The 26253-nt window shown below is 62.0% G+C and carries 19 protein-coding genes and 1 tRNA gene; 8 read left to right on the top strand and 12 right to left on the bottom strand.

What is annotated here, in order from left to right; translation table 11 throughout:
* Positions 1 to 23: 23 nt before the first annotated feature.
* The 4 genes from thrS to LB525_RS04670 form a co-directional block, all read right to left on the bottom strand.
* Positions 24 to 1997 carry a threonine--tRNA ligase gene (gene thrS, locus LB525_RS04685; protein WP_095765065.1) on the bottom strand — a complete coding sequence of 658 codons (1974 nt, stop codon included), beginning with the start codon at positions 1995 to 1997 and terminating at the stop codon, positions 24 to 26.
* 165 nt (positions 1998 to 2162) lie between these two features.
* Complete coding sequence (gene blaOXA, locus LB525_RS04680; protein ID WP_224525346.1) at positions 2163 to 2975, bottom strand: class D beta-lactamase; 813 nt, start codon at positions 2973 to 2975, stop codon at positions 2163 to 2165.
* Positions 2976 to 3120: 145 nt separating this feature from the next.
* Entirely contained in the window at positions 3121 to 3501 is a 381-nt protein-coding gene (yidD, locus tag LB525_RS04675; protein ID WP_224543702.1) for a membrane protein insertion efficiency factor YidD, read from the bottom strand.
* Positions 3502 to 3517: 16 nt separating this feature from the next.
* Positions 3518 to 3721 (bottom strand): hypothetical protein, encoded by a 204-nt coding sequence (locus LB525_RS04670; protein WP_224525342.1) that lies wholly within the window; start codon positions 3719 to 3721, stop codon positions 3518 to 3520.
* 93 nt (positions 3722 to 3814) lie between these two features.
* Here LB525_RS04670 and LB525_RS04665 point away from each other — a divergent pair, with 93 nt between their 5' ends.
* A complete protein-coding gene (locus LB525_RS04665; protein WP_224525338.1) occupies positions 3815 to 4720 on the top strand; it encodes a LysR substrate-binding domain-containing protein in 906 nt (301 codons plus the stop codon).
* A gap of 9 nt (positions 4721 to 4729) precedes the next feature.
* On the opposite strand, the gene LB525_RS04660 is transcribed toward LB525_RS04665, so the two are convergent.
* The gene (locus tag LB525_RS04660; RefSeq protein WP_140627330.1) at positions 4730 to 5176 is read right to left on the bottom strand and encodes an iron-sulfur cluster assembly scaffold protein; all 447 of its coding nucleotides are present in this window, start codon (positions 5174 to 5176) and stop codon (positions 4730 to 4732) included.
* 237 nt (positions 5177 to 5413) lie between these two features.
* Between LB525_RS04660 and folE the strand changes: the two genes are divergently transcribed.
* The 3 genes from folE (at position 5414) to LB525_RS04645 (ending at position 7598) form a co-directional block, all read left to right on the top strand.
* On the top strand, positions 5414 to 6046 hold the full coding sequence (gene folE / locus LB525_RS04655; protein ID WP_224511395.1) for a GTP cyclohydrolase I FolE: 633 nt from the start codon (positions 5414 to 5416) through the stop codon (positions 6044 to 6046).
* Between the two features lie 43 nt (positions 6047 to 6089).
* Positions 6090 to 6548: a phosphoribosyl-AMP cyclohydrolase gene (hisI, locus tag LB525_RS04650; RefSeq protein WP_140840408.1), complete on the top strand. Its 459-nt coding sequence runs from the start codon at positions 6090 to 6092 to the stop codon at positions 6546 to 6548.
* A gap of 84 nt (positions 6549 to 6632) precedes the next feature.
* Entirely contained in the window at positions 6633 to 7598 is a 966-nt protein-coding gene (locus LB525_RS04645; protein ID WP_224525335.1) for a patatin family protein, read from the top strand.
* A 380-nt stretch (positions 7599 to 7978) separates the two neighbouring features.
* Here the strand turns inward: LB525_RS04645 and recJ are convergent, their stop codons facing one another.
* From recJ to LB525_RS04620, 5 genes are all read right to left on the bottom strand, one after another.
* A complete protein-coding gene (gene recJ / locus LB525_RS04640; RefSeq protein ID WP_224543700.1) occupies positions 7979 to 9781 on the bottom strand; it encodes a single-stranded-DNA-specific exonuclease RecJ in 1803 nt (600 codons plus the stop codon).
* A gap of 138 nt (positions 9782 to 9919) precedes the next feature.
* On the bottom strand, positions 9920 to 10903 hold the full coding sequence (gene glpX, locus LB525_RS04635; protein ID WP_224543698.1) for a class II fructose-bisphosphatase: 984 nt from the start codon (positions 10901 to 10903) through the stop codon (positions 9920 to 9922).
* A 142-nt stretch (positions 10904 to 11045) separates the two neighbouring features.
* Complete coding sequence (locus LB525_RS04630) at positions 11046 to 12359, bottom strand: homoserine dehydrogenase (protein ID WP_224543697.1); 1314 nt, start codon at positions 12357 to 12359, stop codon at positions 11046 to 11048.
* Between the two features lie 57 nt (positions 12360 to 12416).
* Complete coding sequence (locus LB525_RS04625) at positions 12417 to 13634, bottom strand: LL-diaminopimelate aminotransferase (RefSeq protein WP_095765055.1); 1218 nt, start codon at positions 13632 to 13634, stop codon at positions 12417 to 12419.
* Positions 13635 to 13675: 41 nt separating this feature from the next.
* Entirely contained in the window at positions 13676 to 14080 is a 405-nt protein-coding gene (locus tag LB525_RS04620; protein WP_224543696.1) for a hypothetical protein, read from the bottom strand.
* Between the two features lie 97 nt (positions 14081 to 14177).
* Between LB525_RS04620 and phaC the strand changes: the two genes are divergently transcribed.
* From phaC to LB525_RS04600, 4 genes are all read left to right on the top strand, one after another.
* Positions 14178 to 16013: a class I poly(R)-hydroxyalkanoic acid synthase gene (phaC, locus tag LB525_RS04615; protein ID WP_224525320.1), complete on the top strand. Its 1836-nt coding sequence runs from the start codon at positions 14178 to 14180 to the stop codon at positions 16011 to 16013.
* A 368-nt stretch (positions 16014 to 16381) separates the two neighbouring features.
* Positions 16382 to 17500, top strand: a complete 1119-nt coding sequence (locus LB525_RS04610; RefSeq protein WP_224543695.1) for a YcbK family protein — start codon at positions 16382 to 16384, stop codon at positions 17498 to 17500.
* A gap of 479 nt (positions 17501 to 17979) precedes the next feature.
* A tRNA-Glu gene (locus LB525_RS04605) sits at positions 17980 to 18054 on the top strand.
* A 462-nt stretch (positions 18055 to 18516) separates the two neighbouring features.
* The gene (locus LB525_RS04600; RefSeq protein ID WP_224543694.1) at positions 18517 to 19602 is read left to right on the top strand and encodes a hypothetical protein; all 1086 of its coding nucleotides are present in this window, start codon (positions 18517 to 18519) and stop codon (positions 19600 to 19602) included.
* A gap of 114 nt (positions 19603 to 19716) precedes the next feature.
* Here the strand turns inward: LB525_RS04600 and LB525_RS04595 are convergent, their stop codons facing one another.
* A complete protein-coding gene (locus LB525_RS04595; RefSeq protein ID WP_224543693.1) occupies positions 19717 to 25224 on the bottom strand; it encodes a DEAD/DEAH box helicase in 5508 nt (1835 codons plus the stop codon).
* 3 nt (positions 25225 to 25227) lie between these two features.
* Complete coding sequence (locus LB525_RS04590) at positions 25228 to 26247, bottom strand: hypothetical protein (RefSeq protein ID WP_224543692.1); 1020 nt, start codon at positions 26245 to 26247, stop codon at positions 25228 to 25230.
* Positions 26248 to 26253 lie beyond the last annotated feature (6 nt).

The following is a 26253-nucleotide window of genomic DNA, read 5'->3' as shown; positions in this document are numbered from 1 at the left end:
CCATTCAAGGAAGCGCTGGTAAGTCACGCTGCGCGACGCTTGCGGTCGGGCGAGACCGCCTCGTCGGTGAGAGACTTCACGGCATCCTCGAGCTTCAGCGATTCCTGGTCGCGGGAGCCAAGCCGGCGGACATTGACGGTTTCCTCTTCCGCCTCGCGCCTGCCGCAGACGAGGATGACCGGCACCTTGGCGAGCGAATGCTCGCGTACCTTGTAGTTGATCTTCTCGTTGCGCAGGTCGGCTTCGGCGAGCAGCCCCGCGGCCTTCAGCCGCTCGACCACATTCAAGGCGTACTCGTCCGCATCCGAGGTGATCGTCGCCACCACCACCTGCAGCGGCGCGAACCACAGCGGGAAATGGCCGGAATAGTTCTCGATCAGGATGCCGAGGAAGCGCTCCATCGAGCCGCAGACGGCGCGATGCACCATCACCGGCTGCTTCTTCTCCGAATCCGAGCCGATATAGAAGGCACCGAAGCGCTCCGGCAGGTTGAAGTCGACCTGCGTGGTGCCGCATTGCCATTCGCGGCCGATGGCGTCCTTCAGCACATATTCGAACTTCGGCCCGTAGAACGCACCCTCGCCCGGATTGATCGAGGTCTTGATGCGGTTGCCGGAGCGCGTGCGGATCGTCTCCAGCACATTGCTCATGATCGCCTCGGCATGGTCCCAGGCCTCGTCGGTGCCGACGCGCTTGTCCGGCCGGGTCGACAGCTTCACGCTGACCTCCTCGAAGCCGAAATCAGCATAGGTGGACAGGATCAGGTCGTTGATGCGCAGGCATTCGGCCGCGAGCTGCTCCTCGGTGCAGAAGATATGCGCATCGTCCTGCGTGAAGCCGCGCACGCGCATCAGCCCGTGCAGCGCGCCCGACGGCTCGTAGCGATGCACATTGCCGAACTCCGCAAGCTTTACGGGCAGTTCGCGGTATGACTTCAACCCATGCTTGAAGATCTGCACATGGCCCGGACAGTTCATCGGCTTCAGCGCGAAGACGCGGTCGTCGTCGGTGTCGTCGCCGGCGACCGTGACCTTGAACATCGCATCACGGTACCAGCCCCAGTGTCCGGACGTCTCCCACAGGCTCTTGTCCAGCACCTGCGGCGCATTGACTTCCTGATAGCCGTGCTCGTCGAGGCGGCGGCGCATGTAGTTGATCAGGTTCTGCACCATCTTCCAGCCCTTGGCGTGCCAGAAGACGACGCCCGGTCCCTCTTCCTGGAAATGGAACAGGTCCATCTCGCGGCCGAGCTTGCGGTGGTCGCGCTTCTCGGCCTCTTCCAGCAGGGTCTGGTAGGCATCGAGCTGCGCCTGGTCGGCAAAGGCTGTGCCGTAGATGCGCGTCAGCATCGGATTGTTCGAGTCGCCGCGCCAATAGGCGCCCGCCACCTTCATGAGCTTGAAGGCATTGCCGATCTGCCCGGTCGAGGCCATGTGCGGACCGCGGCACAGGTCGAACCAGTCGCCCTGTGCGTAGATTTTGAGGTCCTGGTCCTCCGGAATCGCGTCGATCAGCTCAAGCTTGTAGCGCTCGCCCTTCTCGGCGAAGACCTTCTTCGCCTTCTCGCGCGACCACACTTCCTTGGTGAACGGCTTGTTGCGCTGGATGATCTCGCGCATCTTCTTTTCGATCACCGGAAAATCGTCCGGCGTGAACGGCTCGTTCCTGGCAAAGTCGTAATAGAACCCGTTCTCGATAACCGGCCCGATCGTCACCTGCGTTCCCGGCCACAGCTCCTGCACGGCCTCGGCCAGCACATGCGCCGCATCGTGGCGGATGAGCTCCAGCGCGCGCGGATCCTCGCGGGTGATGATCTCGACCTTGCCGGACGTGCCGAGCGGATCGGAAAGATCGCGAACGATGCCGTCGAGGCTATAGGCCACAGCCTTCTTGGCCAGCGACTTGGAGATCGATTCGGCAAGACCGGCACCGGTCAGCGCCGCGTCGTAGTCGCGGACGGAACCATCGGGAAATGTCAGGGAAACGGAATTCGGCATCAGGGTTCTCCTATCCAGTCCCGCAAACGAGCGCGGGTGGTGAAATGCATGTCGCTGGATGCGTTGCGGCTTGCAGAGGGTTAGCCGGAGGCGTCCGGCGCGGCAGTCTTTTATGAGGAGTTTCCGCCGCCGTAAAGCCGCCAGCCATCTATTTGATAGGCTGTTCTATTTGATGAGGTCGGGCAAATCCTTCAGGAACGCCGCCCGCGTCGCGAGACCCTTCGGCTCTCCGGTACGCTTGGCATCGACGACCAGCCTTGCAAAGACGATGCGGCGGCTCCCCTTCTCGGCCCAGCCGACGAACCAGCCGAGCGAGTGCTTGCCGTCCTGGCCGAGTCTGGTGCTGCCCGTCTTGCCTCGCACCGTCCAGTCCCCTGCCGCGAAGGTCGGCAGGATCGCCCTGGTCATCTCATGCGCCTTCGCTGACACCGGCATCTTGCCGGCGAGCAGCTGGCGCAGAAACGCCGTCTGCTCGACCGGCGATATTTCGAGCGAGGAATTGATCCAGGATTGCGTCAGCCCGTTGTCCTTGCCGGCATCGCCCGAGACGTCCTTGTTGCCATAGCCGAATTTCGCCACATAACCGGCGAACTTCTCGGCGCCGAGATGCCGCGTGATCTCGCGCGAATACCAGACGATGGAATCGCGCTCCCAGATCGTCGGATCGACGGTCTTCTGGTCGCGCTTCGCCGCCTTGAACTCCGGCTTGTACTCCCAGCTCGGCGTATGCTCGTCGCTCAGGATGCCGGCATCGTAGCCGATCAGCGCCAGGGGCACCTTGAAGGTAGAAGCCGGGCTGACGCGCTGCTCGCAGACGCCGTCCTGGTAAAGTGTTGCGCCGCTTTGCTGGTCCTGGATCAGCGTGCAGTGGATGTCGCCGAGCGGCGCCGATTGCGCCCGCACCGGCAAGCCCAGCATCCAGGCCAGCAGGAAAAGGACGATGGCGAAAATGAAAGGATAGCGGTCCATCTGGCGCATGGCGAAGTCACTCCGGAATGAGATTGCAGGAGCGGCTTAGCGAGGCGACTTGTCTCGATTTTGTCTCAAATTCGCAGTGTTCGTGCAGCTTCGCGTTAACCCTACCGGATCGTTAAAATCCGCGTCGCGCGGGACGGCGAAGCGATCAGATTTCGGGCTCGCTGTGCCTTTTGCCGATCCGCCAATAGCGCCAGGGCATGAACCAGACATAGCGCTGGGCAAGCACCTCCGGCACGCGGTCGATGCCATGCGTCCCAAACGGCCCGCAGCGCAGCACCCGGAACAGTCCCATCCAGCCGCCCGCCCACAGGCCATGGCGGGCAATCGCCTCATGCGCATATTCGGAGCAGGTCGGCAGATGCCGGCAGCTGTTGCCGACAAAGCCGGACAGCGTCAGCTGGTAGAGACGCACGAGCGAGGTCCCCAGGATGCGCCCGGGCGTCTTGCGCCAAGGCCCCGGCCAGTTGCGCCCGCGCTGGATTGGCCGGCCACCATGCGTATGTTCGGGATGGTCGCCCACCCGCATCTCCGCGGTTGTTTTGCTACGCGATAGATGTGTCCTTCCGACCTCGAACGCAACGCCTTTTCCCCTCACGGCCTGCGGCGACGGACAGGATGCCGGTCGGCCACTGGCGCATGGAACTGCCGGGCCTTTTCTCGCACCAGCCGGGGTGCCGGCTCTTGTCGCGCCACTGAAACGTCGCGATCAGCATGACATCGCTCAGAATGGCCAGGAACTGGTTCATGGCAGTGCTCCTTTGAGCACCGATTAGACTGCCGCTGGCCTTCCGCCTCAAACGAGTATAATTTCCGCTTCGGATAACCTGAGGTTATGCGATATGAAGCGTGGCCGGCTGCCGCTGACGGCGCTCAGGAGCTTCGAATCTGCCGGCCGGCACCTTAGTTTCAGCCTGGCGGCCGAGGAGCTTTATGTCTCGCAGGCCGCGATCAGCCGGCAGATACGCGAGCTCGAGACCTTTTTGGGCAGACCGCTGTTTCTGCGCCTCCATCGCCGCGTCGAGCTGACGGATGCCGGGCAAAAGCTGCTCGACCGATTGGTCAGAAGCTTCGACGACATCGACCGGGTGCTATCGGAGCTTACGGCCTCGCCGGCGCAGGCCGTGGTCCGTATAAGCGTCGAACCCTCGCTTGCCGCCGTATGGCTGGTGCCACGGCTCAATCGCTTCCGCCAATTGCGGCCTGATATCGATGTGTCGCTGGAGGTCGATCCGCGCCTAATCGAGTTCCGCAGCGATCAGCCCGAACTCGCCTTGCGTTTTAGCGCCCACGCCACGTCATGGCCGCGTAGCGAGGCCGAGCGCCTGGCCTCGACTGTCGATTCACCGGTCCTGTCGCCGGCGCTGCTCGCCTCCGGCCCTCCGCTGAAAAGGCCGATCGACCTTCGCCATTACACGCTGCTGCATGAGGAAAACCGCCAGGGTTGGGCGCGCTGGTTCCAGGCCGCCGGTGTGCCCGCCGACGCAGTGCCCGCGCGTGGCCCGATGCTGGCCGACATCTCGCTGTCGAAACAGGCCGCGCTGCTCGGACATGGCGTGGCGCTCGGCGATCTCTTGCAGATCGGCGAGGACCTTGCGTCAGGCACTTTGATCAAGCCGTTCGATATCGATGTGGCTTCCGGCGCCTACTGGCTGGTGGCCAGGAGCCTGCGGAATCTGCCGGAACCCGCCAAGGCATTTGCCGACTGGATACGAAGCGAATTCGCCGTGACCAGGGAAGCGGCCTGACCGCTGCGCTCAAGCCGCCTGTTCGGCGCGCTTCTTCTCGATCTGGCCGATCGCGTCGACCACCGCGTCGAAGGTCAGCATGGTCGAGGCATGGCGCGCCTTGTAGTCGCGCACCGGCTCCAGATATTTGAGGTCGGCGAAACGGCCTTCCGGCGGCGCGCCGTTCTCCTTCAGCATCTTCAGCATGGTTTCGCGCACGGCGCGCAATTCGTCGGCGCTGGCGCCGACCACATGCTGGGCCATGATCGAGGACGAGGCCTGGCCGAGCGCGCAGGCCTTCACGTCATGGGCGAAATCGGTCACCACGTCACCGTCCATCTTGAGGTCGACGGTGACGGTCGAGCCGCACAATTTGGAATGCGCCCTGGCCGTCGCGTCGGCATCGTCGAGCCGGCCGATCCGCCCAATATTCCCGGCGAAACCGAGAATTTTCGCATTGTAGACGTCGTCGATCATATTTTTCCAGTCCGTCGCCGCCAAGCGAACAGGCTTTGCCGCTCTCGCGTCTTCCTTTCGCGCCGCTCGAACCATATATAATGATCGCAGTCGGGCATCGACAAGGCGACGAAAAAGCCGTTGTCGCTACTCATCTGTTCACGCCGCTTGCGGGATGGAAATGGGCGATTTTCACCCAAAAGGTCGTGGTCCGTTCAACTCGTTCCACCTTTGAGTGGGACTACGGGAGACGCCTTTATGGATGCCGTCATCAAGAAAATCATGCCCCCGTCCGAATATTTGGAAAAGCCCGTCACCGACCGGCCGAGCGAAGCCGAGGTCGAAGCCGCCGTGCGCACGCTTTTGCGCTGGACCGGCGACAATCCGGACCGCGAAGGCCTGGTCGACACGCCCAAGCGCGTCACCAAAGCCTTCCGCGAAATGTTCAACGGCTATGACATGTGCCCGGCCGATGAGCTTGGCCGCACCTTCGAGGAAGTCGCCGGCTATGACGATCTCGTCATCGTCAGGAACATAAAATTCCATTCGCATTGCGAGCATCACATGGTGCCGATTATCGGCAAGGCGCATGTCGGCTATCTGCCTGACGGCAAGGTCGTCGGCCTATCGAAGATCGCGCGCGTCGTCGACATCTTCGCGCACCGGCTGCAGACGCAGGAGGCGATGACCGCGCAGATCGCAGGCGTCATCCAGGACGTGCTCAACCCGCGCGGCGTCGCCGTCATGCTCGAGGCCGAGCATATGTGCATGGCCATGCGCGGCATCCGCAAGCAGGATTCGACCACGCTGACCTCCACCTTCACCGGCGTCTTCAAGGACACGCCGGAGGAGCAGGTCCGCTTCGTCACCATGGTGCGCGCCGGCGGCTGATCGCCGGCCATCGCCGGCCACTAGAAAGAAAGATCTACCGGCGATGTCGGCACTGCAATTCCCCAAAGCCCCATCCGATAAGAAATCGCTGGAGGAAGGCTCCGTCCTTTCTCCGCGCTTCGATGCGGCCGGCCTCGTCACCGTCGTCGTCACCGATGCCGGCGACGGCATGCTCTTGATGGTCGCGCATATGAATGCCGAGGCGCTAGCGCTGACGCTGGAGACCGGCATTGCCCATTACTGGTCGCGCTCGCGCAACGCGCTGTGGAAGAAGGGCGAAACCTCGGGCAATTTCCAGCAGGTCGTCGAGATGCGCACGGATTGTGACCAAGACGCGATATGGTTGCGCGTCAAAGTGTTGGGCCACGACGCAACCTGCCACACCGGACGGCGTTCTTGTTTTTATCGGACGGTGGGGCTCAGCGACGGCAAGGCAGTGCTTGTCGGCGATGGCAGCAAGCCGCTGTTCGATGCGAACCAGACGTATCGGAAGCCGGTGTGAACCATTCGATATTCACAAACCATTCAGATTCACTATTCTCAAATATCCTTTTGGTAGAAGGGATATGGGACAAGGGAGATCATGATGCTCGAATGGGCGTCATTGCGCAGCAGACCTGACGTTCGGGAGGCCAATGGCCCGGCATCGTCCGGCGGCGCGTCTGACCCGACCTCTCAGAAGAAAATCGGCATTTCGCTGGCGCTCGGCGGCGGTTGCGCCAGGGGCTGGGCCCATATCGGTGTGCTGCGCGCGCTCGACGAGGCCGGCATCGAAGTATCGATGATTGCCGGCACCTCGATCGGCGCGCTGGTCGGCGGCTGCTACCTTGCCGGCAAGCTGGACGAGCTGGAGGAGTTTGCCCGAAGCCTGACCAAGCGGCGCATCTTCGGCCTTCTTGATCTCAATCTGCGCGGCAGCGGCCTGTTCGGCGGCATGAAGCTCGACGCGCGGCTGCGCGAGCATCTGGCCGGCGTCCGCTTCGAGAACTTGTCGAAGCCCTTTGTCGCCGTCACTTCGGAAATTCGCACCGGCCATGAGATCTGGCTGTCGAATGGCTCGCTGATCACCGCCATGCGCGCCTCCTACGCGCTGCCCGGCGTTTTCGAGCCGGTGAACTGCAACGGCCGCATTCTGGTCGACGGCGCGCTGGTCAATCCGGTGCCTGTGTCGGTCTGCCGCGCCTATGAGCAGCCGCTCGTGGTCGCCGTCAACCTGCACTACGACCTGTTCGGCCGCGCCGCCGTGATAAAGCACAGCGCCGGCGAACTGGTCGTGGAGAATGATGCGCCGAGACTCGGCCAGCCCGAGCATCAGGCCCATCATACCCGCCTTGGCATCACCGGCGTGATGGTCGAGGCGTTCAACATCATCCAGGACCGGATTTCGCGCGCCAGGCTGGCCGGCGACCCACCGGATATGTCGCTGCAGCCGAAACTCAGCCATATCGGCCTGACCGAATTCCACCGCGCCGACGAGGCGATCAGCATCGGCTACCAGGCGACGAAGGCGCAGATCAGCGAACTGACCCGGCTGCAGTCCGTTCTGGTGTGAATTCCGCTACTTCCTCTACACAGTGATTTGGAAAGATTCCGGGCTTATCGGGCAAGTCTATCAATGTCCGTTGCCATAGTCAGCGCAAACGCTGGCCATGAGCTGAAGGCTCCTGAACCTCGTCATTCCAGGGCGGAGCAAGGAGCGAAGCGACGCGCGCAGACCCTGGAATCCATGCCGTTACCTGGCCCGAGGTGTGCAACGGTGCAGAATTCTGGACCGCCGCGGCGCTTCGAGGCCACGGCATGGATCCTCGGGTCTGCGCGCGTCGCTTCGCTCCTTGCTCCGCCCGTGGATGACGACCGCGATAGGCGTCTCGGCCAATCGCCAAGGCATGGGATCTGCCAACGCACACCAACCAACCGGTCAAAACGTCTATGTCAAGGTACTACTGCGTCGTTAACGAGCGCCGCATCGCTGATGCGAAACTGCACCGTGCGGTTGCCGTTCCAGTAATTGCCCGATAACGAACCGGCGATATGCACGGTCCTGCCCCTGTTCTTAAACAGGAATTCGCCGAGCGCGGTGTCGACCGCACGGAACGCTATGGCTTGGATGTTGCCGCCGCTTTGCGACTGCAGATCCACGCGGATGTGGTTGGTGCCGATCGCGCGCGCGTCGGCCAGCCGATGGCGCGGCAGCACGAACACCGGCGCAATGTGCCCGGCCCCGAATGGCCCGGCTTTCTCCAGCGCGTCGAGCAGCGCGATCGTGGCGCCCTCGGCGGCCAAGGCGCCGTCGATCGCCAGGCTCTCCTCGTTCTGCAGCCGGAACACGTCGGCCGCGGCGCGGTCCTCAAAGAAGGCGCGCAGTTCGCCGAGCTTGGCACGCTCGACAGTGATGCCGGCGGCCATCGCGTGGCCGCCGCCCTTGACGATCAGCCCGGCCTCGGCAGCCTCGCGCACCAGCCGGCCGAGATCGAAGCCGGTCACCGAGCGGCCGGAGCCCGTGCCGATGCCGGTCGAATTGAAGGCGATGGCGAAGGCTGGGCGGCGTGCATGATCCTTGAGCCGCGAAGCGATCAGCCCTACGATGCCCGGATGCCAGCTATTGCTGGCGGTGACGATGACTGCCGGGCCGTTGCCGCCGGCAAGCTCGGCATCGGCCTCGGCGCGGGCCTGCGCCAGCATCTCCTGCTCCATCTGCTGGCGTTCCTGGTTCAGCCGATCCAGTGTCTCGGCAATGCCTGCCGCCTCGACGGGATCGTCGGTGGCCAGAAGCCGGCTGCCGAGCGCGGCATCGCCGATGCGGCCGCCGGCATTGATGCGCGGGCCGATCAGGAATGACAGATGGAAGGTGTTGATCGGCTCGCCGATGCGCGAGACCCGCGCCAGCGCCGCCAGCCCCTCATTCTTCTGTTGGCGCAACACCTGCAGCCCCTTGACGACGAAGGCGCGGTTGACGCCGGTGAGCGGGACCACGTCGCAGACCGTCGCCAGCGCCACCAGATCGAGCATCGAAAGCAGATCGACCGGCGCGGCGTCCGGCAGCCTCTCGCGCAGCACTTTGGCCGTCTGCACCAGGCACAGGAAGACGACGCCGGCGGCGCACAGATGTCCCTGCCCCGACAGGTCGTCCTCGCGATTGGGATTGACCACGGCGTCCGCCGCCGGCAACGGGCCGCCGACCTGGTGATGATCGAGCACCACGACATCGGCGCCGGCTTGCCTGGCCGCGTCGATCGAGGTCGCGCTGTTGGTGCCGCAGTCGACGGTGACGATCAGCTTCGCGCCGCGCGAGATCAAGTCCCGCATCGCTTCCGGATTGGGCCCGTAGCCTTCGAAGATGCGGTCCGGGATGTAGATTTCCGACGGCACCGAAAAATGGGTGAGAAAGCGTTTGATGAGCGCCGACGAGGCCGCGCCGTCGACATCGTAATCGCCGAAGATCGCAACTTTTTCGTGGGCGACGACCGCATCGGCCAGCCTCGCCGCCGCCTTCTCCATATCGGTCAGCGATGCTGGATTCGGCAGAAGCTCGCGAATGGTCGGATCGAGGAAGCGCGCGGTCTGCTCCACGCTGACGCCGCGCCCGGCAAGCACCCGCGCCACGATGTCGGGCACGCCATGGCCCTGCGCCATGGCCAAGGCGGCCATGTCCTGGCGCTCGGTCAGCCGGTGTTCCCACGAAACACCGGTCGCCGACTGCCTGACATCGAGGAAGAACCGTTTCTCGCCCGTCATGCGACGCGCCGTCTGCACATCATCATTGCGCAGATATCAATATGCGACGGCCGGAGCAATTGCGGGGAAGCGGGCAATGCGGGGAAAGGTGTGGAACGTTTTCCTCGAATTGCGGCAAAGCGCCCGGACGAAGGCAAATCAGAACTTATCCAGATCCTGGTGACGCGCCTTGATCTCGCGCACCGTGCGCGAGGACGACCGCAGCACGATGGTGTGCGTGGTGATGAAAGTGCGGCCGAACTTCACCCCGTCGAGCAAATTGCCGTCGGTGACGCCGGTCGCCGCGAACAGCACGTCGCCCCGCGCCATGTCCTGGGCGCGATAGATCCGCTTCGGGTCGGAAATGCCCATTTGGTGCGCGCGCGCCACCTTCTCCGGCGTGTCGAGGATCAGCCGGCCCTGCATCTGCCCGCCGGTGCAGCGAAGTGCGGCCGCCGCCAGCACGCCCTCCGGCGCGCCGCCGGTGCCGAGATAGATGTCGATGCCGGTCTCGTCCGGATCGGTGGTGTGGATGACGCCCGCGACATCGCCGTCGCCGATCAGCCGGATCGCCGCACCCGTGGCGCGCACGGCGTCGATCAGCTTGGCGTGACGCGGCCGGTCGAGGATGCAGGCGGTGATATCGGAGACGCCCACGCCCTTGGCTTTGGCCAGATTGGCGAGGTTTTCGGCCGGCGAGGCGTCGATGTCGATCAGACCTTCGGGATAGCCGGGGCCGATGGCGATCTTGTCCATATAGACATCGGGCGCGAACAGCAGGCTGCCCTTTTCCGCAATCGCGATTACGGCAAGCGCGTTGGGCAGGTTCTTGGCGCAGATCGTCGTGCCCTCGAGCGGATCGAGCGCGATGTCGACGGCCGGACCCTTGCCGGTGCCGACCTCCTCGCCGATATAGAGCATCGGCGCCTCGTCGCGCTCGCCCTCGCCGATCACCACCGTGCCTTTGATGGCCAGCCGGTTGAGCTCCTGGCGCATGGCGTCGACCGCCACCTGATCGGCAGCCTTCTCATCGCCGCGCCCGCGCAGCCTTGCCGCCGCGACGGCGGCCCGTTCAGTGACGCGCACGACTTCCATCGTAAGGATCCGGTCGAGACCGGCGGTGATGTCCTGGGCTATGTTCATGGAGAGAAATTCCTCGTGAAACTCAACCTCCCGCCAGAGGTGGGCTTCTTCTGACAAAGCTCCATGACAACGGCAAGACTTGCCCCGTCAATTTTTGAAATAACAGCAAAATCAATCGATTGAAGACGAAACCGGACTTGGTTTATTCCGCCCGCTCGATGCGGATCACCTGCGGCTTGTCGGTCAGATGACCGTCCTTGGTGATGCCTTCGACGGCCTTGCGCACCGCCGCTTCCGTGGTCTCGTGGGTAACAAGGATGACCGTCTTCTGCGCCTGCGTTTCCGCGCCGGCCGCCTGCTGGACGATCGATTCCAGCGAGATGTCGTTGTCGGCCATGCGTTTGGCGATGGCCGCGAAGACGCCCGTGCGGTCATGCACGGTCAGCCGGATGAAATAGCCGCCGGCATGGCTGCGCATCTGCGCTTTCTTGTAAGGCTTCAGTTCCTTCGCCGGCCAGCCGAAGACCGGGCCATGCTGGAAGCCCGGCCGGCTCTTGGCGATGTCGGCGATGTCGCCGACGACCGCCGAAGCGGTCGCATTGCCACCCGCGCCTGGACCCGAGAGCAGGAGCTCGCCCAGGATATCGGTCTCGATCGCCACCGCGTTGGTGACGCCATGCACCTGCGCGATGACCGACGCCGTCGGCACCATGGTCGGATGGACACGCTGCTCTATGCCGCTGTCGGTGCGCTGGGCTACGCCGAGCAGCTTGATGCGGTAGCCGAGATCGCCGGCCGCGCGGATGTCGGCCTGGGTGATGTTGGAGATGCCTTCCATATAGATGTCGCCGGCGGCGATCTTGGTGCCGAAGGCAAGGCTGGTCAGGATCGACAATTTGTGCGCCGTATCGTGGCCTTCGATATCGAAGGTCGGATCGGCTTCGGCGTAGCCGAGCCGCTGCGCATCCTTCAGGCAGACGTCGAAGGAGATGCCTTCGGCTTCCATGCGCGTCAGGATGTAGTTGCACGTGCCGTTGAGAATGCCGAAGACGCGGGTCACCGCGTTGCCCGCCATTGCCTCTCGCATCGTCTTGATGACCGGGATGCCGCCGGCCACCGCCGCCTCGTAGTTGAGCAGCACACCCTTCTTCTCGGCGATCTCGGCAAGCGCCACGCCATGCTTGGCAAGCAGCGCCTTGTTGGCGGTCACGACATGGCGCCCGGCCTCGAGCGCCGCTTTCACCGAGAGCCGCGCCGGCCCCTCGTCACCGCCGATCAGCTCGACGAAGACGTCGATATCGGCCTTTTCGGCCAGCTTGACCGGATCGTCGAACCATTTGGCGACGCTGAGATCAATGCCTCGGTCGCGTTTCGGATCGCGGGCCGAAACGGCGGTCACAACGATGTCGCGACCGCACTGCCGGGTAAGCTCGGCCGCCTTGTCGCGCAGCACGCGCGCCACCGAGGCGCCCACCGTGCCAAGGCCGGCAATTCCAACACGCAATGCTTCAGCCATGACCGGCGACGCCCCTCAACTTGCAAAAAATGTCAGGTGCAAAAAATGTCAGGCAACTCAACGATGAGCGGCTAAAGGCACCACATTGTTGGGCTGCTTGGCGGTGGTCGCGAGGAACTTCTTGATGTTGCGCGCGGCCTGGCGGATCCGGTGCTCGTTCTCGACCAGCGCCAAGCGCACATAGTCGTCGCCATGCTCGCCGAAGCCGACGCCCGGCGCCACCGCGACATCCGCATGCTCGATGAGCAGCTTGGAGAATTCCAGCGAGCCGAGATGGCGGAACGGCTCCGGGATCGGCGCCCAGGCGAACATCGACGCGGCCGGCGCGGGAATGGTCCAGCCGGCGCGGCCGAAGGAATCGACCATCACGTCGCGCCGCTTGTGGTAGACCTCGCGCACCTCCTCGATGTCCGCGCCGTCGCCGTTCAGCGCATGCGCCGCCGCAACCTGGATCGGTGTGAACGCGCCATAGTCGAGGTAGGACTTCACCCGCGTCAGCGCCGAAATCAGCCGCTCGTTGCCAACCGCGAAGCCCATGCGCCACCCGGGCATGGAAAAGGTCTTCGACATCGAGGTGAACTCGACGCAGACATCCATCGCGCCCGGCACCTGCAGAACCGATGGCGGCGGATTGCCGTCGAAATAGATTTCCGAATAGGCGAGATCCGACAGGATGATGATGTCGTTCTTCTTCGCGAAGGCCACCACGTCCTTGTAGAAATCGAGCGAGGCGACAAGCGCCGTCGGGTTAGACGGATAATTGAGGATCAGCGCCAGCGGCTTGGGGATCGAATGGCGGATGCCGCGCTCGACCGCCGGGATGAAGCCGTCATCGGGCTCGACCTGCAGTGAACGGATCACCCCGCCCGACATAATGAAGCCGAAGGCATGGATCGGATAGGTCGGATTGGGGCACAGGATGACGTCGCCGGGCGCGGTGATCGCCTGCGCCATGTTGGCGAAGCCCTCCTTCGAGCCCAGCGTCGCCACCACTTGCGTATCGGGATTGAGCTTCACGCCGAAGCGGCGCTGATAATAATTGGCCTGGGCGCGGCGCAGGCCCGGAATGCCGCGCGAAGCGGAGTAGCGATGCGTGCGCGGATCGCGCACTACTTCGCACAATTTGTCGACGATGGCTTTCGGCGTCGGCAGGTCCGGATTGCCCATGCCAAGGTCGATGATGTCGGCGCCGCGCGAACGGGCGCTGGCCTTCAGCCGGTTGACCTGCTCGAACACGTAAGGCGGAAGCCGGCGGACCTTGTGAAATTCTTCCATTTCAGTTCCAGACCATCAGAGTTTCGGCGCGCGATATAGACCTAATTGCAGCTAGGGTCGAGGGCGGGGTCGCATTTGCCCTCGATCTGCTTCAGCGTGTCGGCGCCATGCGTCTTGGCCAAAGTATTGAGCGCGGCCGAATTCGCCGGCGCCTTGACGCCGCTGCCCTTGGCAATCTGCATCTGCTCCTCGGCCTTGAGCTGGGCGAGGTTCGCCGCGGTCTCTTCCTTGGTGAGCTGCTTGGCGGCCACCTGCGGCGGGATGTTGAGGTTCGGATAGGAACCGGTGTCCCTCGGACCTTCGGTCAGCGCCGTCGGCGCATTGTTCGTGCTGGTGCTCGTGCAGCCGGCAGCGGGCACAAGCATGCCGACCAGCCCCGCCATCAGCGCCATGCGGCAAATCGAACCCGGCTTGAGAAAAAAAGTCCCGCCAACATTAATCGTCATATTGTTTTCCTGGCAGCCGGGTTAGAGCGAATTGGACCCGGTCAGATGTCCCATGGTAATATGTCAAGAAAACGCTCCGGGAGGAACCCCGCGAACCATGTCCAAACCTGACGATTCGGACAAAGCGGAAAATGGCGGACCTTCGGCCATCGAGCAATATCTGGTGAAGGATCCCGAGCGCTTCGCCCTGAACATGGCGCGCATGGTCGAGCAGGCCGGCAAGGCGGCTTCCGCCTGGGCCGAACCGCGCGAGAAGGGCGAAGTGCGCGACCATGTCGCCGAACCCGTCGTCGACATGGTCAAGACCTTCTCCAAGCTTTCGGAATACTGGCTGGGCGACCCGCAACGCGCGCTCGAAGCGCAGACGCGGCTGTTTGCCGGCTACATGACCGTCTGGGCGAACGCCATCCAGAAGGTCAATCCCAACGCCGAAGCGCCACAGGACGCGGTTCAGCCCGAGCGCGGCGACAAGCGCTTCCAGGACCCCGAATGGGGCCGCAACGCCTTCTTCGACTTCCTCAAGCAGGCCTATCTGGTCACGTCGCGCTGGGCGAACGAGCTTGTCGAGCATGCAGAGGGCCTGGATGAGCACACCCGCCACAAGGCGAGCTTCTACGTCAAGCAGGTGTCGAACGCGATCGCTCCGTCGAACTTCATCCTGACCAATCCCGAGCTGTTCCGCGAGACCATGGCCTCGAACGGCGAGAACCTGGTGCGCGGCATGAAGATGCTGGCCGAGGACATCGCCGCGGGCCGAGGCGACCTGAAGCTGCGCCAGGCCGACTACACGCCCTTCGAGATCGGCAAGAACATCGCCACCACGCCCGGCAAGGTCATCGGCCGCAGCGATGTCGCAGAGATTATCCAATACGACCCGGTAACCGAGACAGTGCTGAGACGGCCGCTGCTGATCTGCCCGCCATGGATCAACAAATTCTATATCCTCGACCTCAACCCGCAAAAGTCCTTCATCCGCTGGGCGATCGAGCAGGGCCACACCGTCTTCGTCATCTCCTGGATCAATCCCGACGAGCGTCACGGCGCCAAGGGCTGGGAGGCCTATATCCGCGAAGGCCTGCAATTCGGCCTCGACATGGTGGAAAAGGCTACCGGCGAAAAGGAAGTCAACGCCATCGGTTACTGCGTCGGTGGCACGCTCCTGGCTGCCGCGCTGGCGCTGTTGGCGCAGGAAGGCGACCACCGCATCAGATCGGCCACCTTTTTCGCCACCCAGGTGGACTTCACCTATGCCGGCGATCTCAAGGTGTTCGTCGACGAGGACCAGGTCGCCGCCGTCGAGCGCTCGATGAACGAAAAGGGCTATCTCGACGGCACCAAGATGGCCACCGCCTTCAACATGCTGCGCTCGGGCGACCTGATCTGGCCCTATGTCGTCAACAACTACATGCGCGGCAAGGAGCCCCTGCCCTTCGACCTGCTCTACTGGAATTCCGATTCCACGCGCATGGCGGCGGCCAATCACTCATTCTACCTGCGCAATTGCTATCTCGAGAACAATCTCTCGCGCGGCACAATGGAGCTTGCCGGTCGCACGGTCTCTCTGGCCGACATCACCATCCCCGTCTATAACCTGGCCACGAAGGAAGACCACATCGCGCCGGCGCTTTCGGTGTTCCTGGGGTCGCAGTTTTTCGGCGGCGACGTCGAGTATGTAATGGCGGGTTCCGGTCACATCGCGGGCGTCGTCAACCCGCCTGCCGCCAGGAAATATCAGTACTGGACCGGCGGCAAGCCGGTGGGCGATTTCAGCGCGTGGCTTGCCGCGGCGCACGAGCATCCTGGTTCATGGTGGACGCACTGGCAGCACTGGATCGAGGCCCAGGACGACATTCGCGTACCCGCGCGCAAACCCGGCAAGCGTATGAAAACCTTGGGAGATGCGCCGGGCACCTATGTCAAGGTGCGTGTGTAACGGGCTGTAATGTGTGGTGAGTTGACGGGCCGCCAAAACAGGGCGAAATGGTGGCGTCAATCGTTCGGCGGCCTCAAATCACCTTCCGACGCAGAATAATTCCGAGGCTTGCAGATTCGACACACGTCCCGTTTCCGGTTGGGAACAGGAGGGTTATCGCGGCGCGATACTGGAGTGGCGCGGCGATGACGAACCGACCGGATCTCGAGGGGGAATTTGTTTTGAAATCAGCAGGTTGGCGTCTTGCACGAGGGGGAAGCTGCAGCATTGCGGCAGCGCTTTTCTCCGTGCTCCTGGCCTCCTGCACATCGACCGGCGACCCAACGATGTCGGTCGTTTCGCCCGCTTACAATTCAACTGCCGGCGAAATGAGCGCGACATCCAGCGCCAAGACTGCGACTTCGGCCGATTCGTCCTTGCAGGCATCGGCGCCGGCCGAAGCGACGTCGACCGTGATGAGCGAGGGCGATGCGCCTTTGCCCGAGAAGGTCGCCTATGTGCCGGAGACGCGGCCGGACGGCACCTTCCCCATCGCCATCCCTGCCGGCGCCCAGGCCATTGCCGGGAGCACGCCGCAACCGCTGGTTCAGCAGGCGCAAACGGCGGAACAGACGCTAGCCCTCGCCAAGCAGGTGGCCGCCGGCGATGCCGCCACCGTCGCGTCGAAGGCGCAGGCGACCACGCAGGCCATGAGCAACGGCGTCTATGTGACCGCGGCCGAGCCGGCGCAGCCGCAGATCGCCGCGCCGAAGAAAAGCCTGTTCGCCTCGCTGTTCAGCACCACGCCGGCTTCGGCCGCGCCCGCCCCCCTGATCAACAATGCGCGCTCCGGCGACCAGCCCGCCGCGCAGGCCAAGACCACGCCGCCGCCGGCCAAGCCGATCGTGACGCTGGCCTCGGCGACCCCGACCGAAAAGCCGGTGCAACTGGCCTCGCTCGACAACCCGAGCAATCACATCACGGGCGCCGACGCTCTTCCCGGCGTGCGCCAGACGGCGCTGTTCGAGATCAAGCGCAAATCCGGCATCGACGACGAGAGCGACGTCGACCTCAACGAGGACGAAGGCGGCGGCGGTTCCTACCAGGTGGCGTCGGCCGCCGGCTTGGCCAGGCTCGCGCCCAATGGTCTTTTGAAGCAGAACGAAAGCGTCGACGTCGCCTGCCTCAAGCCGTCGCTGGTACGGGTGCTGAAGACGATCGAGGGCCATTTCGGCCGCAAGATGATCGTCACCTCCGGCTATCGCGATCCCTCGCGCAACCGCCGCGCCAACGGTGCCAAGAACTCGCTGCACATGTATTGCGCCGCCGCCGACATTCAGTTGCCCGGCGTGTCGAAATGGGAACTGGCGAGCTACGTCCGCTCGATGCCCGGCCGCGGCGGCGTCGGCACCTACTGCCACACCGAATCTGTCCATATCGACGTCGGCCCCGAGCGCGACTGGAACTGGCGCTGCCGCAGGCGCAGCGGCGGCGGCGAGGACGGCTGATACGTTCGGCCTGGTCTGGAGGGGCATGCCGGTTTTACCGGCTGCGAGCCGATCGCCGCCAACGCCGACATTCGTCTCAACACGCCACCACGGACGTCAGTTTCAACACGCCACCACAGACGTCGGCGATTAGCCGAAGCCCTTCGAACTTCGTCGTCCACGGGCGGAGCGGGAGCGAAGCGGACGCGCAGACCCGAGGATCCATTCAGTGACCTTGACCGCGGAGTGCAGCGGCGCAAGTTCTGCACCGTTGCGGCACGTCAGCCGCGCGGATTCTATGGTCTGCGCGCGTCGCTTCGCTCCTTGCTCCGCCATAGAATGACGATCGCGAGGATGTTCCGGCTAATCTCCAGGGATGCGCGGCCAAGCGAAACCGCCACCCGAGGGGCTTTGTGCCGCCTTTGAAAAAAGTTGTCGCATGTGGCGGCAGATGGGTTGCCGGTTGGCAACAACGCAATTATAAGCCGCTTCGTCTGAGCGCGCCCATCGTCTAGCGGTTAGGACACCGCCCTTTCACGGCGGTAACAGGGGTTCGATTCCCCTTGGGCGTACCAGATTTTTCAATGTGTTAAGGCGCCTCCTCGAATTTTGGTCCCGAAAAGTGACCCGAAATGCGCGAGCGGTAACGTCAACTGGATGATTCTTTGGAGCGAAAAGTCTGGTGCGACTGCGTTCGAATGAGGCTGCGTGTGACGCCAAATCACTATATGAATTTGGAAAGTGACCGCACGGAAACCGTATCATGCCCGCAAAGACGCTGTTGGATTTCAAGAACGAAAGCGATCTCGTTTTCAGCGACATTTCTAGCGAGGCTTGGCGCGAGTACCATTTTGAATCGGGCGCTAAGGTTCGAATCGATGGCCCACAGAGGCTTCACGTAAGCGACAGCGGTGGCCACCGCATCTTCGACAGTCAAGGTCTATCTCATTACATTCCTAAGGGGTGGATCCACCTTATTTGGGAAACGAAGCCAGGACACCCCAATTTCGTGCGTTAGCCAGTCTGGAAGCGGCGTCATGATCGTGTTTCTGTCTTCGTCGGCCCGCGCCCGATACGCTGACGATGTTATTCGGATGCTGGCGCTTCCACGTGGCGGTCAGTTGCAGTTCCGGTACGATGGCAGGTGGCTTGCTGACGACGTCCGTAACAGGGTTCCTTGCGAGCAACTCGCCGACGAATATGCGCTGGTGTGCTTCGTAGCTGGTAGCAGTGACCCTATCCCCTATGATTTGATACCCGTTCGTATCGCTCGCATAATCCGTGCTGAGACTGTCGGAACGTCTTACATTTTTACCCTGGCTGCCCATGCGTATGTCAGTGAAGCGACAGCTGGTGCCTTGAACACAGCAATAAGTCCTCTCTCTCGCGAACGATTGCCTAGCGCGGCCCACGCTCCGAATGAACTCTATTGCTTCTCCGTCGACCTTGATTTGCGATCTCACCAGCGCCTGACATTCGACGCCTTTGAAGAGACTGCAAAACAGCTCAGCCGTCACAAGTCGTTTGCAACTGAGGAAAGCGCTTTCTTTGCAGTACGTCAGATCAGCAGAATCTCCGGCCGGAGCTGGTTTGGCACTTGGCCGCGGCCGAGCGCTGTCGAGCAAGGTGCGTTTCGGCTCCGGACTGGGAGGCGCTATGAATGTGAGGTGTACTGTCTTAGGCTGTTCCAGCACCCTGCCGACGCAGTTGATGTGCAGCCGACGCACAAGGAACTTGCCTTGGTTGTCGAGGCTAATGATGATTCCATTCAGTTTGCATCTGCCAAACGCAGCGTGGTCGATTCACGGTATGACGTGAAGCGCTACGTTTTTGCAGCTGAACCGGAGGTGATGCGGCGCGTTAGCGGTTTTAGACTATTCCTTTCAGCTGAGGGCGATGGAGGAAACCAGGTACGCCAGGACATCACTCTCCAAATCATGTTCGGCGGCTCGCTTTTCCTAGCTTCCATTCGGGCTATTGCGATTGGTATCGCAACTGCCGGGCCGGGAATGATTGCCGCAAATGCCGCTGGGAAGCTTAACTCAGGCACTGCGGTGCTTATGATAGCCTTAGGGGCGCTCGCTGGGATATCCGCAATTTTTCCTTCCTTTCGGAAGCCGTGATAAAGAGTTTTGGGGTCGGCGGCCGATATCTCACAAAGCGTCATTCGTCAGCATGGCCGGAAGGTGCCCTCCATTATTTCGGTCGACAAGTTTGTCACGGGTTGGCTGGTGACCCTATCCGCCATAAAGCACTGCGTTTCGAACCATCTGATGTTCATCAGGTAGATTTCGACCTAAGACGAACTCGTTCAACACGACCGAGGTAGTTGTTGAGGGTAAATTGCAAAGCGAGTGCCCTTGCCATTCCGGCGTAAGCAAAGCGGGGCGAAGCCCAACCGCAACTTGATGTTTGGCGCTCGTAACGGCAAGTGGCACAGTGACGCCCTGCATTTCTGTTGGCCCCGCACACGAGAAGCCCTCCAATTCGAGCAGGCGCTGAAGATTCAACAAAAGCCTAGCCTGCGCGAGCGATGTCTTTTCCTGTGGTAACGTGCCATCAAGCGCGTAACGCAGAAGCTCGGCACCAAGGTTCCTGTCGAGTCGGTCCTTGAGGTACTGGTTGTGGTAGTGGCGCAGGCAACTCTGGCACGAGTGTTCGCAATGAGCGGGGCAATCCTCCAGCAGTGCGAGCGTCTGTTGAAGGACTTCCTCGATGTTTCTTGCAGCCAGCTCGGCATAGCCGGCTCCGCCGGACAAAGTATCGTACAGGTAGACGTCGAGCATCAAAGAGTCATCTTCCCGGTTTGGAACGATACGGAACCCCGCGCCGAACTCAGCAGGGTCGAGATCGATCTGTTTGTGCCGGCTGGCTGCCAACCGCAGGCCTTCTGCCAACGAGTAAAGGGCGTCTTCGAGTATCCTCAACTGTAGGGGGTCGCTTGTCTCGGTGATCAGCGGCCGCTTAAGGCCGATACGTAGCAGCAATAAGTCCGTCGAGAAAACGTGGCCTAGGAATACATTTTCATAGGTCCCAGCACATCTTTGCCCTGGTTTCCGCTGCCCGTATGAGTATTCAATCTTGTAAGGTCGCGTGTGTGATCCGTGGGGCGGTTCGTCGACAGAGGCGCGACCGCACTGATTGCAAATCCAGAATCCGCTACGCCCGGCGGACGTTTCCTGCCCTTTATTGACTGTCACGAGCTGGCGATCAGTGGTGACTACGTAGGTGAGGTTGCGGCCAATCGACCGCAGGCTCGGCAGGTCGTCCTTTCCTACGGGAACGGGGAACTGCGCCGCCGTTGCGTAGGTAATGTCCTGATCGCGGTCGTCATCCTTCAGTGCCCTGCCATCTTCCGGGAGAAAAACTTGCGGCACTACCATGTGCGTATGTTTCAGGTCGCTTGCGCATACCGGACAATGTGCCCCGCCTTGTGTCGTGTCATTCAAGTCTGCCACAAAGCTGCAGTTCTCGCAGTGCACCAGCGTACGGCGCTCATCGAAGATCGCCTGGGCGCGGTTCTCGACGTCCGGCAATGTGTTCGCAACCACTCCGCCAGAACGATAAGTCTCCTTATTAATGACTATCAGGCGGCCGGGAGCATATTCACTCAGAGCCTTCGAGATGGACTGCTGAGGCCGCTCGTCGACCTCCATCTTCCACTCGTCATTGCGCTTGACCAGACGCTCCACAAGGAAACTGGACAGGTCTGTGGGAAAAGCATAGCTCGGCAGCAAGCCCTTGGAGAATAGGAACTCAAGCAGTTCCTGATCGGCGAGAGCCTGGCGTTCGTCCTCGTCCTCGCCACCAGCGCCTTCCTCGCCTTCGCCTGCGCTGCTGCTTGTCGCTGTTGCCGCTAACAATTCATGTCGGAAGCGGGCCAGAGTCGCCAGCAAGTCCTCTGCCTCTTCTCCAATCCAGGCGTCGATCGTTCGAGGGGCTACGCGGAGATCATCCGGAAGCCAGTCTCGGATCAGTGGACGCAACTGACCGATCGGCGCAATAAGATCCTGGCGCACCCACGTGTCGAAGCTCGTGATGTCGAGGCCGGACATGGGTTCACCAAGGAAAAAGTCCGTAGCCTTGCCCAAAGCCCGGAACAAAGCGGACGATCCAGCGCCGACTGGGACCTCGTGGTGATCCATATAGTTATGAAAAAACGTCTGGAAGAGGTAAGCTGCGATGTGGCGTCGCGCGATCTTTGGGTTGTCGATCTTAACGTCGGGGTTTCGGGGATCGCCAGCCACGATCTGTGCCGGATTGTTGTAATAGTAGCCGTCGTGAGGACCGTTCTGTGCATAGGTCAGAACGGTTGAAAGCGACGAGCCGCGCCGCCCGGCTCGACCAGCACGCTGTTGGTAGTTCTCTCGTTGGGGTGGCACATTGCGCAGCCCCACCGCAACCAGCGAGCCGATATCAACCCCCACTTCCATGGTGGTGGTGCAACTCAGTACATCGATCGGTTTATCGGATTTTGCGATTTGAACATCCTTAAAGCGCAATTCGAACTGCTCGGTGGTCGCGTGGACCCGCGCATTATCGCGGTTTGACAACTGAGCCGTATGTTCTTCGACCGAAATGCTGCGCAGTCGCGCGTCGCCCGCAAGCACGCGTTCCACGGGCGCTCGCCAAAACCCCTTGCGAGCTCGAATATACTCGCTCTGGGAAGGTATCACCGAACGGAGGGATCCTGAACCGCAAGCCGCGCAGTGGCCGTGGACGGTCATCGGCAATAGCGCGGTGCAGTCGGTGCAATGATTCCATGTCATATCCAAGTCAATTTGAACGACAACTTTGGCGGGATCGATGAAAATCGCGTCGGTGGAATCAATGAGGCCGAGTTCGTTCGCCAACTCCTTTTCGATCAAGGTGAAGGTAGTGAGGTCAATCTTCAGGGCGGCCGCCAGTGAAGGTCGGATTGCCTTCGGAAATGCACCGTTGCTGCCCCAAGCGTTCCTCCAGCGGCCTGCTGCCGCCCCACGCACGTTTGCCTCAATGGTATGGTCGAAGGCATACGCGTCCGCCACATGCATCAACCAAGCGGCAGCGAGACCGGACATGTCGGCAGTTGGAAGCGTTGGAATCAAAGGTGCAACCGCGCTGACAAGCTTCGTCAGCGCACGCCTAGTTGGCAGGAGACAGCCCACCGTGGTACCCGACAGTGAGTAATAGCGGCCGCACAGTTGCCTGAGGAGAGCCATTCTGTAGCGGCTTGGCGGCGGTCCAGGGTCGAAATCTGCCAGCAATTCCTCAAGAGGCTGGTCGGCGTGATCCTTTTGCAGGCGTTTAACCTGATCCTCGATTGTTTGCGCATCTTCTCGATCAAAGATTGGCAAATTACTGTCGCTGAGAACCTTAAGTACCGCGATGTATAGACTTCGGTCGGGCCGGGGTTCGCGGCCCGCATCGAGCAGTGCGCGCGTGGCGAGTGCCAAAACCTGCCGGAAGATGTCTTGCTCTACCTCGCGCGGAATATCGCGAGCCAGCCGGGCAGCCTTCTGCCGGCCGTCCGAAAACAGCAGAACCTTACGGCCGCCGTTAGGGTACTCGCGGGTTTCGATCCGAGACGCCGGCTGGCTGTCCAATTGCGTCTTCACCAAGTTGGCAAACGGTGCCTCGCCCTTGGTTGCATGGTCCATGATCGTAGATGTATCACTACGCAGCGTTGGCTCGCCGCACACGCAGCAACTTCCAAATCTTACGCCGCTCCTAACCCAATCCTGGCTCTGTGTGGGCAGGTAGACGCGGGTAAAGCCCGGAGCTGGCTGATCGACGCCATAATCAAGACGGCCGCTCCGCATATCGAGCCAGGCGGCGACGCAGTCGACGAAGCTCGGATTCGGTGATTCCATCAGCACTTCGACCTCAACGAGCGGGGGCTGACGGCCTTCGCGGAACGGCCCGGAAGGAGTGCTCCAGAGGAACTGAGGTTGCGGGCCATCGGCATATCCCCGCAGATAAGCCGTTCCGCATTCACGATGAGTGAGCAGCTCGAAAACCCTTGCACCACACTGGCAGTGCCGGCGATGGTGCGTATGCAACCTACCAAGGATCCGGTCAGACTCCTGGTATCGAGCGTGAGAACAATTCGGATCGACGCAGGCGTAAAGTCCGGGCAAACCGCGAAAAAACATATGCAGGCGGGTGGGTAACAGGACCCGGTCATCTGCTTTCCGGCGCGCGAAGGGGGCCAACGCTAATAGCGTCGCTAGCGCGCGATTGCCATCGGGGTGGTGCTCGAACAGTTGCTCCTGCAAGGAGCGTAGCGCCACGGCGTTGCCCGACACCATTTCGACAAGCCTTTCGAACACCGGGAAACCCGTGAGGTTGGCAAACAGGTAGTCTGCAAGGTCTTCAGCGGACTGTGGTTCAGGCCAGCCGAACCCGGCGGCCAAAGCGGCAACTGCGTCGCACGCAGTTTCCGGATGGGTTGCGTGCTGCTCAAAGGCAGCCAAGTCAAACACAGCAAGCAAATCGGTCACGCGAGCGCTGGGCCGCCCACTGCCGTGTCGCTGTTCGCGCGTGCCAGTGATTACCGAAAATCGACGGCTCGATTGGCGCGACAAACCTGTGAGATTGCGGGCAAACTCTTCAATAGCCGCCTCGGCCGCCGGACCCTGTCCCAAGCTGGCGCTAGTCAGGATGAAGCGCACCCGTTCACGCGGAACTTCAAGGCGAGCTAGTAAGCGTCTAATCAGCAGAGCAACCTCTGCGCCACCCGCACCTCGGTACATGTGCGCCTCGTCCAGCACCAAGATCAGTTCATTGGCGCTGTCGGCATGCAGCCAATCCTTCGTCTGCTGGAAAATGGACCGCTCGATCGGCCGCATAAGCATGTATTCAAGCATCGAGTAGTTAGTGATCAAAATGTCGGGGCACGCCCGCTGCGTCTCATCGCGGGTCATCATCTCGCGGTCTGCGGGCTGAGTGACGAGACGGCGGTTCCAATGATGATATCGCCGTGGCGGGCCGCCTTTCGGATTTGGCTTCAGTTCTTCGTGTTGCTTACCGTAAAACGCCGACAGATCCTTTGAGGGCCACTGGCCGATCTTCGTCAGATTAGCCACTGTCTCAGGCTGTGCCATTAAGGGCAGATAAAAGCGCTCGAACAACGGTTCGATCCGTTCGCCGTCGCGTTTCGCCGAGCGCAATCCCGGATAGGGCGACCGCCCGGTGTAACTGCCAAAGCGCACGGGCCTGGTGCGGCCGGCAGAAACAATCCCCGACGCAACCTTGTCACCAAAGAGACGGCGGATGCGACCCAACTGATCGTTGACGAGAGCGTTCATTGGATAGAGTAGAAGGGCGCGGCAACCCGGCAGCGATGCGGTGGCTGGCCGATCACTGGCCTCTTGGGTGAGCTGCCCAATGATCGGCATGAGAAAGCTCTCGGTCTTGCCTGAGCCGGTCCCGGTTGCGACGATGAGGTCGGCGCCCCGGAAATATTTCTCAAGAGCTTGTGCCTGGTGCACATAGGGCCGGGGAAATAAGCCGACCTTCGCCGCGGCAAGTTCTGCAAGTGCCTTCTGAACTACCGGCGGAAGGTCGAGTTGGTCGTAGGCATGCCCCAACTCATAGACCGGGGTTGACTCAACAAATGGAACCTGCGCGACCGCGCCGTCCTCCTGGAGCAAAAGCCGCCGTTCCTCAATCAAGGCCGGGTTGCGCCTCGATATAAGCCCGTAGACTTTCACCGAGTCGTTCAACGGTAGCGTGAACACCGTGCTCTCGTCGCTCGGCCTCATTGCTCATGACACTCCCCCTTTCAATTGTACCCCAAGCCGGCCGAGCGCATGAGCCACGAACGGCAAGGCGAGGACCGGGAAGGCCATGCGACGGACGGACGGAGAGGTTGCATCTTCACGCCGCCAGCCAAGCGCAAGAACGCGTCCCTCTTCGACGGGCAGGTCGTTGGCGAGTGTAACCTGCACCAAATCGTCGTCCCGCTTAACATCCAGTCTGCGTTTGACTCCTAGGGCCTCATCGTAAGCAAAGCGGAACCTTCTAGCGTGGCCATGTTCGACCACCGCTGCACGCCGCAGCAGTAGTCCATCCGGCGTGCGCTCGAACTCCCCGAGATAATACGGACGATTGTAAAGCGTCGTGGGCTTTGCCTGTGCCCGGCATAGCCGCAAGGGAACATCAGCAAGGTCAGCCTCCCGGGCACCTATCCAGCGGGACCGGAACTGCTGCACGGCTTGGTCCGGAGCGTATATTTCGAGATGGTCGGCTGGCACGGCGGACTGCTGAAGCCGTGAGCGGTAGATCTTCAGCGCCTTGGCCATCCAGACACCGATTGGCTCGATGTGGCCCAGCCAATCGTCGAAGCTCTGCACGGCCATGTGGGAGTTGCCAGTCATCGCATAGCGCATGACCCCTGCCGCAACAAAGCCGCCGGGCGGAAGTGCGCCAAGCAGGAAGGACGGGCCGCCCGATAGGGCAACGGCACGTGGAGGCGTTGACTGCCAGTAGCCTCCAGGCGAGCGCCACAGGTCGCCGGTTTCCGCAAGCGCGTCCAGTACCTCCTTCACCAATGGTCGCGTCTCAGCAGTGCCGAGCAAACCGGCGAGATTCGTCTCGATCATGTCGGTGAGGCGCCCCGTGAATACGCCATGCCCGCTGCGTGCGCCGTCCGCCTCGCAAACGGCGTGAAGATGGGCGGTAACCACTGCGCGCCGAACCGCTTCAGAGGATCCGTGGATCGACAGGCCGGCCATCACGTCGGCCAGCACCTCGGAATGAGGAAGGACACGTAGCGACAGGGGCATCTCGGC

It is taken from the genome of Mesorhizobium sp. CA16, from assembly GCF_020165175.1.
Taxonomy (GTDB): domain Bacteria; phylum Pseudomonadota; class Alphaproteobacteria; order Rhizobiales; family Rhizobiaceae; genus Mesorhizobium.
Note: the sequence above shows the minus strand (reverse complement) of the source record. Positions and strands in the feature narration are given on the sequence as shown.

Bases quoted from the DNA above. Each gene is read 5' to 3' on its own strand.
- thrS (WP_095765065.1), bottom strand. From the start codon at position 1,997: ATGCCGAATTCCGTTTCCCTGACATTTCCCGATGGTTCCGTCCGCGAC.
- blaOXA (WP_224525346.1), bottom strand. From the start codon at position 2,975: ATGCGCCAGATGGACCGCTATCCTTTCATTTTCGCCATCGTCCTTTTC.
- yidD (WP_224543702.1), bottom strand. From the start codon at position 3,501: ATGCGGGTGGGCGACCATCCCGAACATACGCATGGTGGCCGGCCAATC.
- LB525_RS04670 (WP_224525342.1), bottom strand. From the start codon at position 3,721: ATGAACCAGTTCCTGGCCATTCTGAGCGATGTCATGCTGATCGCGACG.
- LB525_RS04665 (WP_224525338.1), top strand. From the start codon at position 3,815: ATGAAGCGTGGCCGGCTGCCGCTGACGGCGCTCAGGAGCTTCGAATCT.
- LB525_RS04660 (WP_140627330.1), bottom strand. From the start codon at position 5,176: ATGATCGACGACGTCTACAATGCGAAAATTCTCGGTTTCGCCGGGAAT.
- folE (WP_224511395.1), top strand. From the start codon at position 5,414: ATGGATGCCGTCATCAAGAAAATCATGCCCCCGTCCGAATATTTGGAA.
- hisI (WP_140840408.1), top strand. From the start codon at position 6,090: ATGTCGGCACTGCAATTCCCCAAAGCCCCATCCGATAAGAAATCGCTG.
- LB525_RS04645 (WP_224525335.1), top strand. From the start codon at position 6,633: ATGCTCGAATGGGCGTCATTGCGCAGCAGACCTGACGTTCGGGAGGCC.
- recJ (WP_224543700.1), bottom strand. From the start codon at position 9,781: ATGACGGGCGAGAAACGGTTCTTCCTCGATGTCAGGCAGTCGGCGACC.
- glpX (WP_224543698.1), bottom strand. From the start codon at position 10,903: ATGAACATAGCCCAGGACATCACCGCCGGTCTCGACCGGATCCTTACG.
- LB525_RS04630 (WP_224543697.1), bottom strand. From the start codon at position 12,359: ATGGCTGAAGCATTGCGTGTTGGAATTGCCGGCCTTGGCACGGTGGGC.
- LB525_RS04625 (WP_095765055.1), bottom strand. From the start codon at position 13,634: ATGGAAGAATTTCACAAGGTCCGCCGGCTTCCGCCTTACGTGTTCGAG.
- LB525_RS04620 (WP_224543696.1), bottom strand. From the start codon at position 14,080: ATGACGATTAATGTTGGCGGGACTTTTTTTCTCAAGCCGGGTTCGATT.
- phaC (WP_224525320.1), top strand. From the start codon at position 14,178: ATGTCCAAACCTGACGATTCGGACAAAGCGGAAAATGGCGGACCTTCG.
- LB525_RS04610 (WP_224543695.1), top strand. From the start codon at position 16,382: ATGAGCGCGACATCCAGCGCCAAGACTGCGACTTCGGCCGATTCGTCC.
- LB525_RS04600 (WP_224543694.1), top strand. From the start codon at position 18,517: ATGATCGTGTTTCTGTCTTCGTCGGCCCGCGCCCGATACGCTGACGAT.
- LB525_RS04595 (WP_224543693.1), bottom strand. From the start codon at position 25,224: ATGAGGCCGAGCGACGAGAGCACGGTGTTCACGCTACCGTTGAACGAC.
- LB525_RS04590 (WP_224543692.1), bottom strand. From the start codon at position 26,247: ATGCCCCTGTCGCTACGTGTCCTTCCTCATTCCGAGGTGCTGGCCGAC.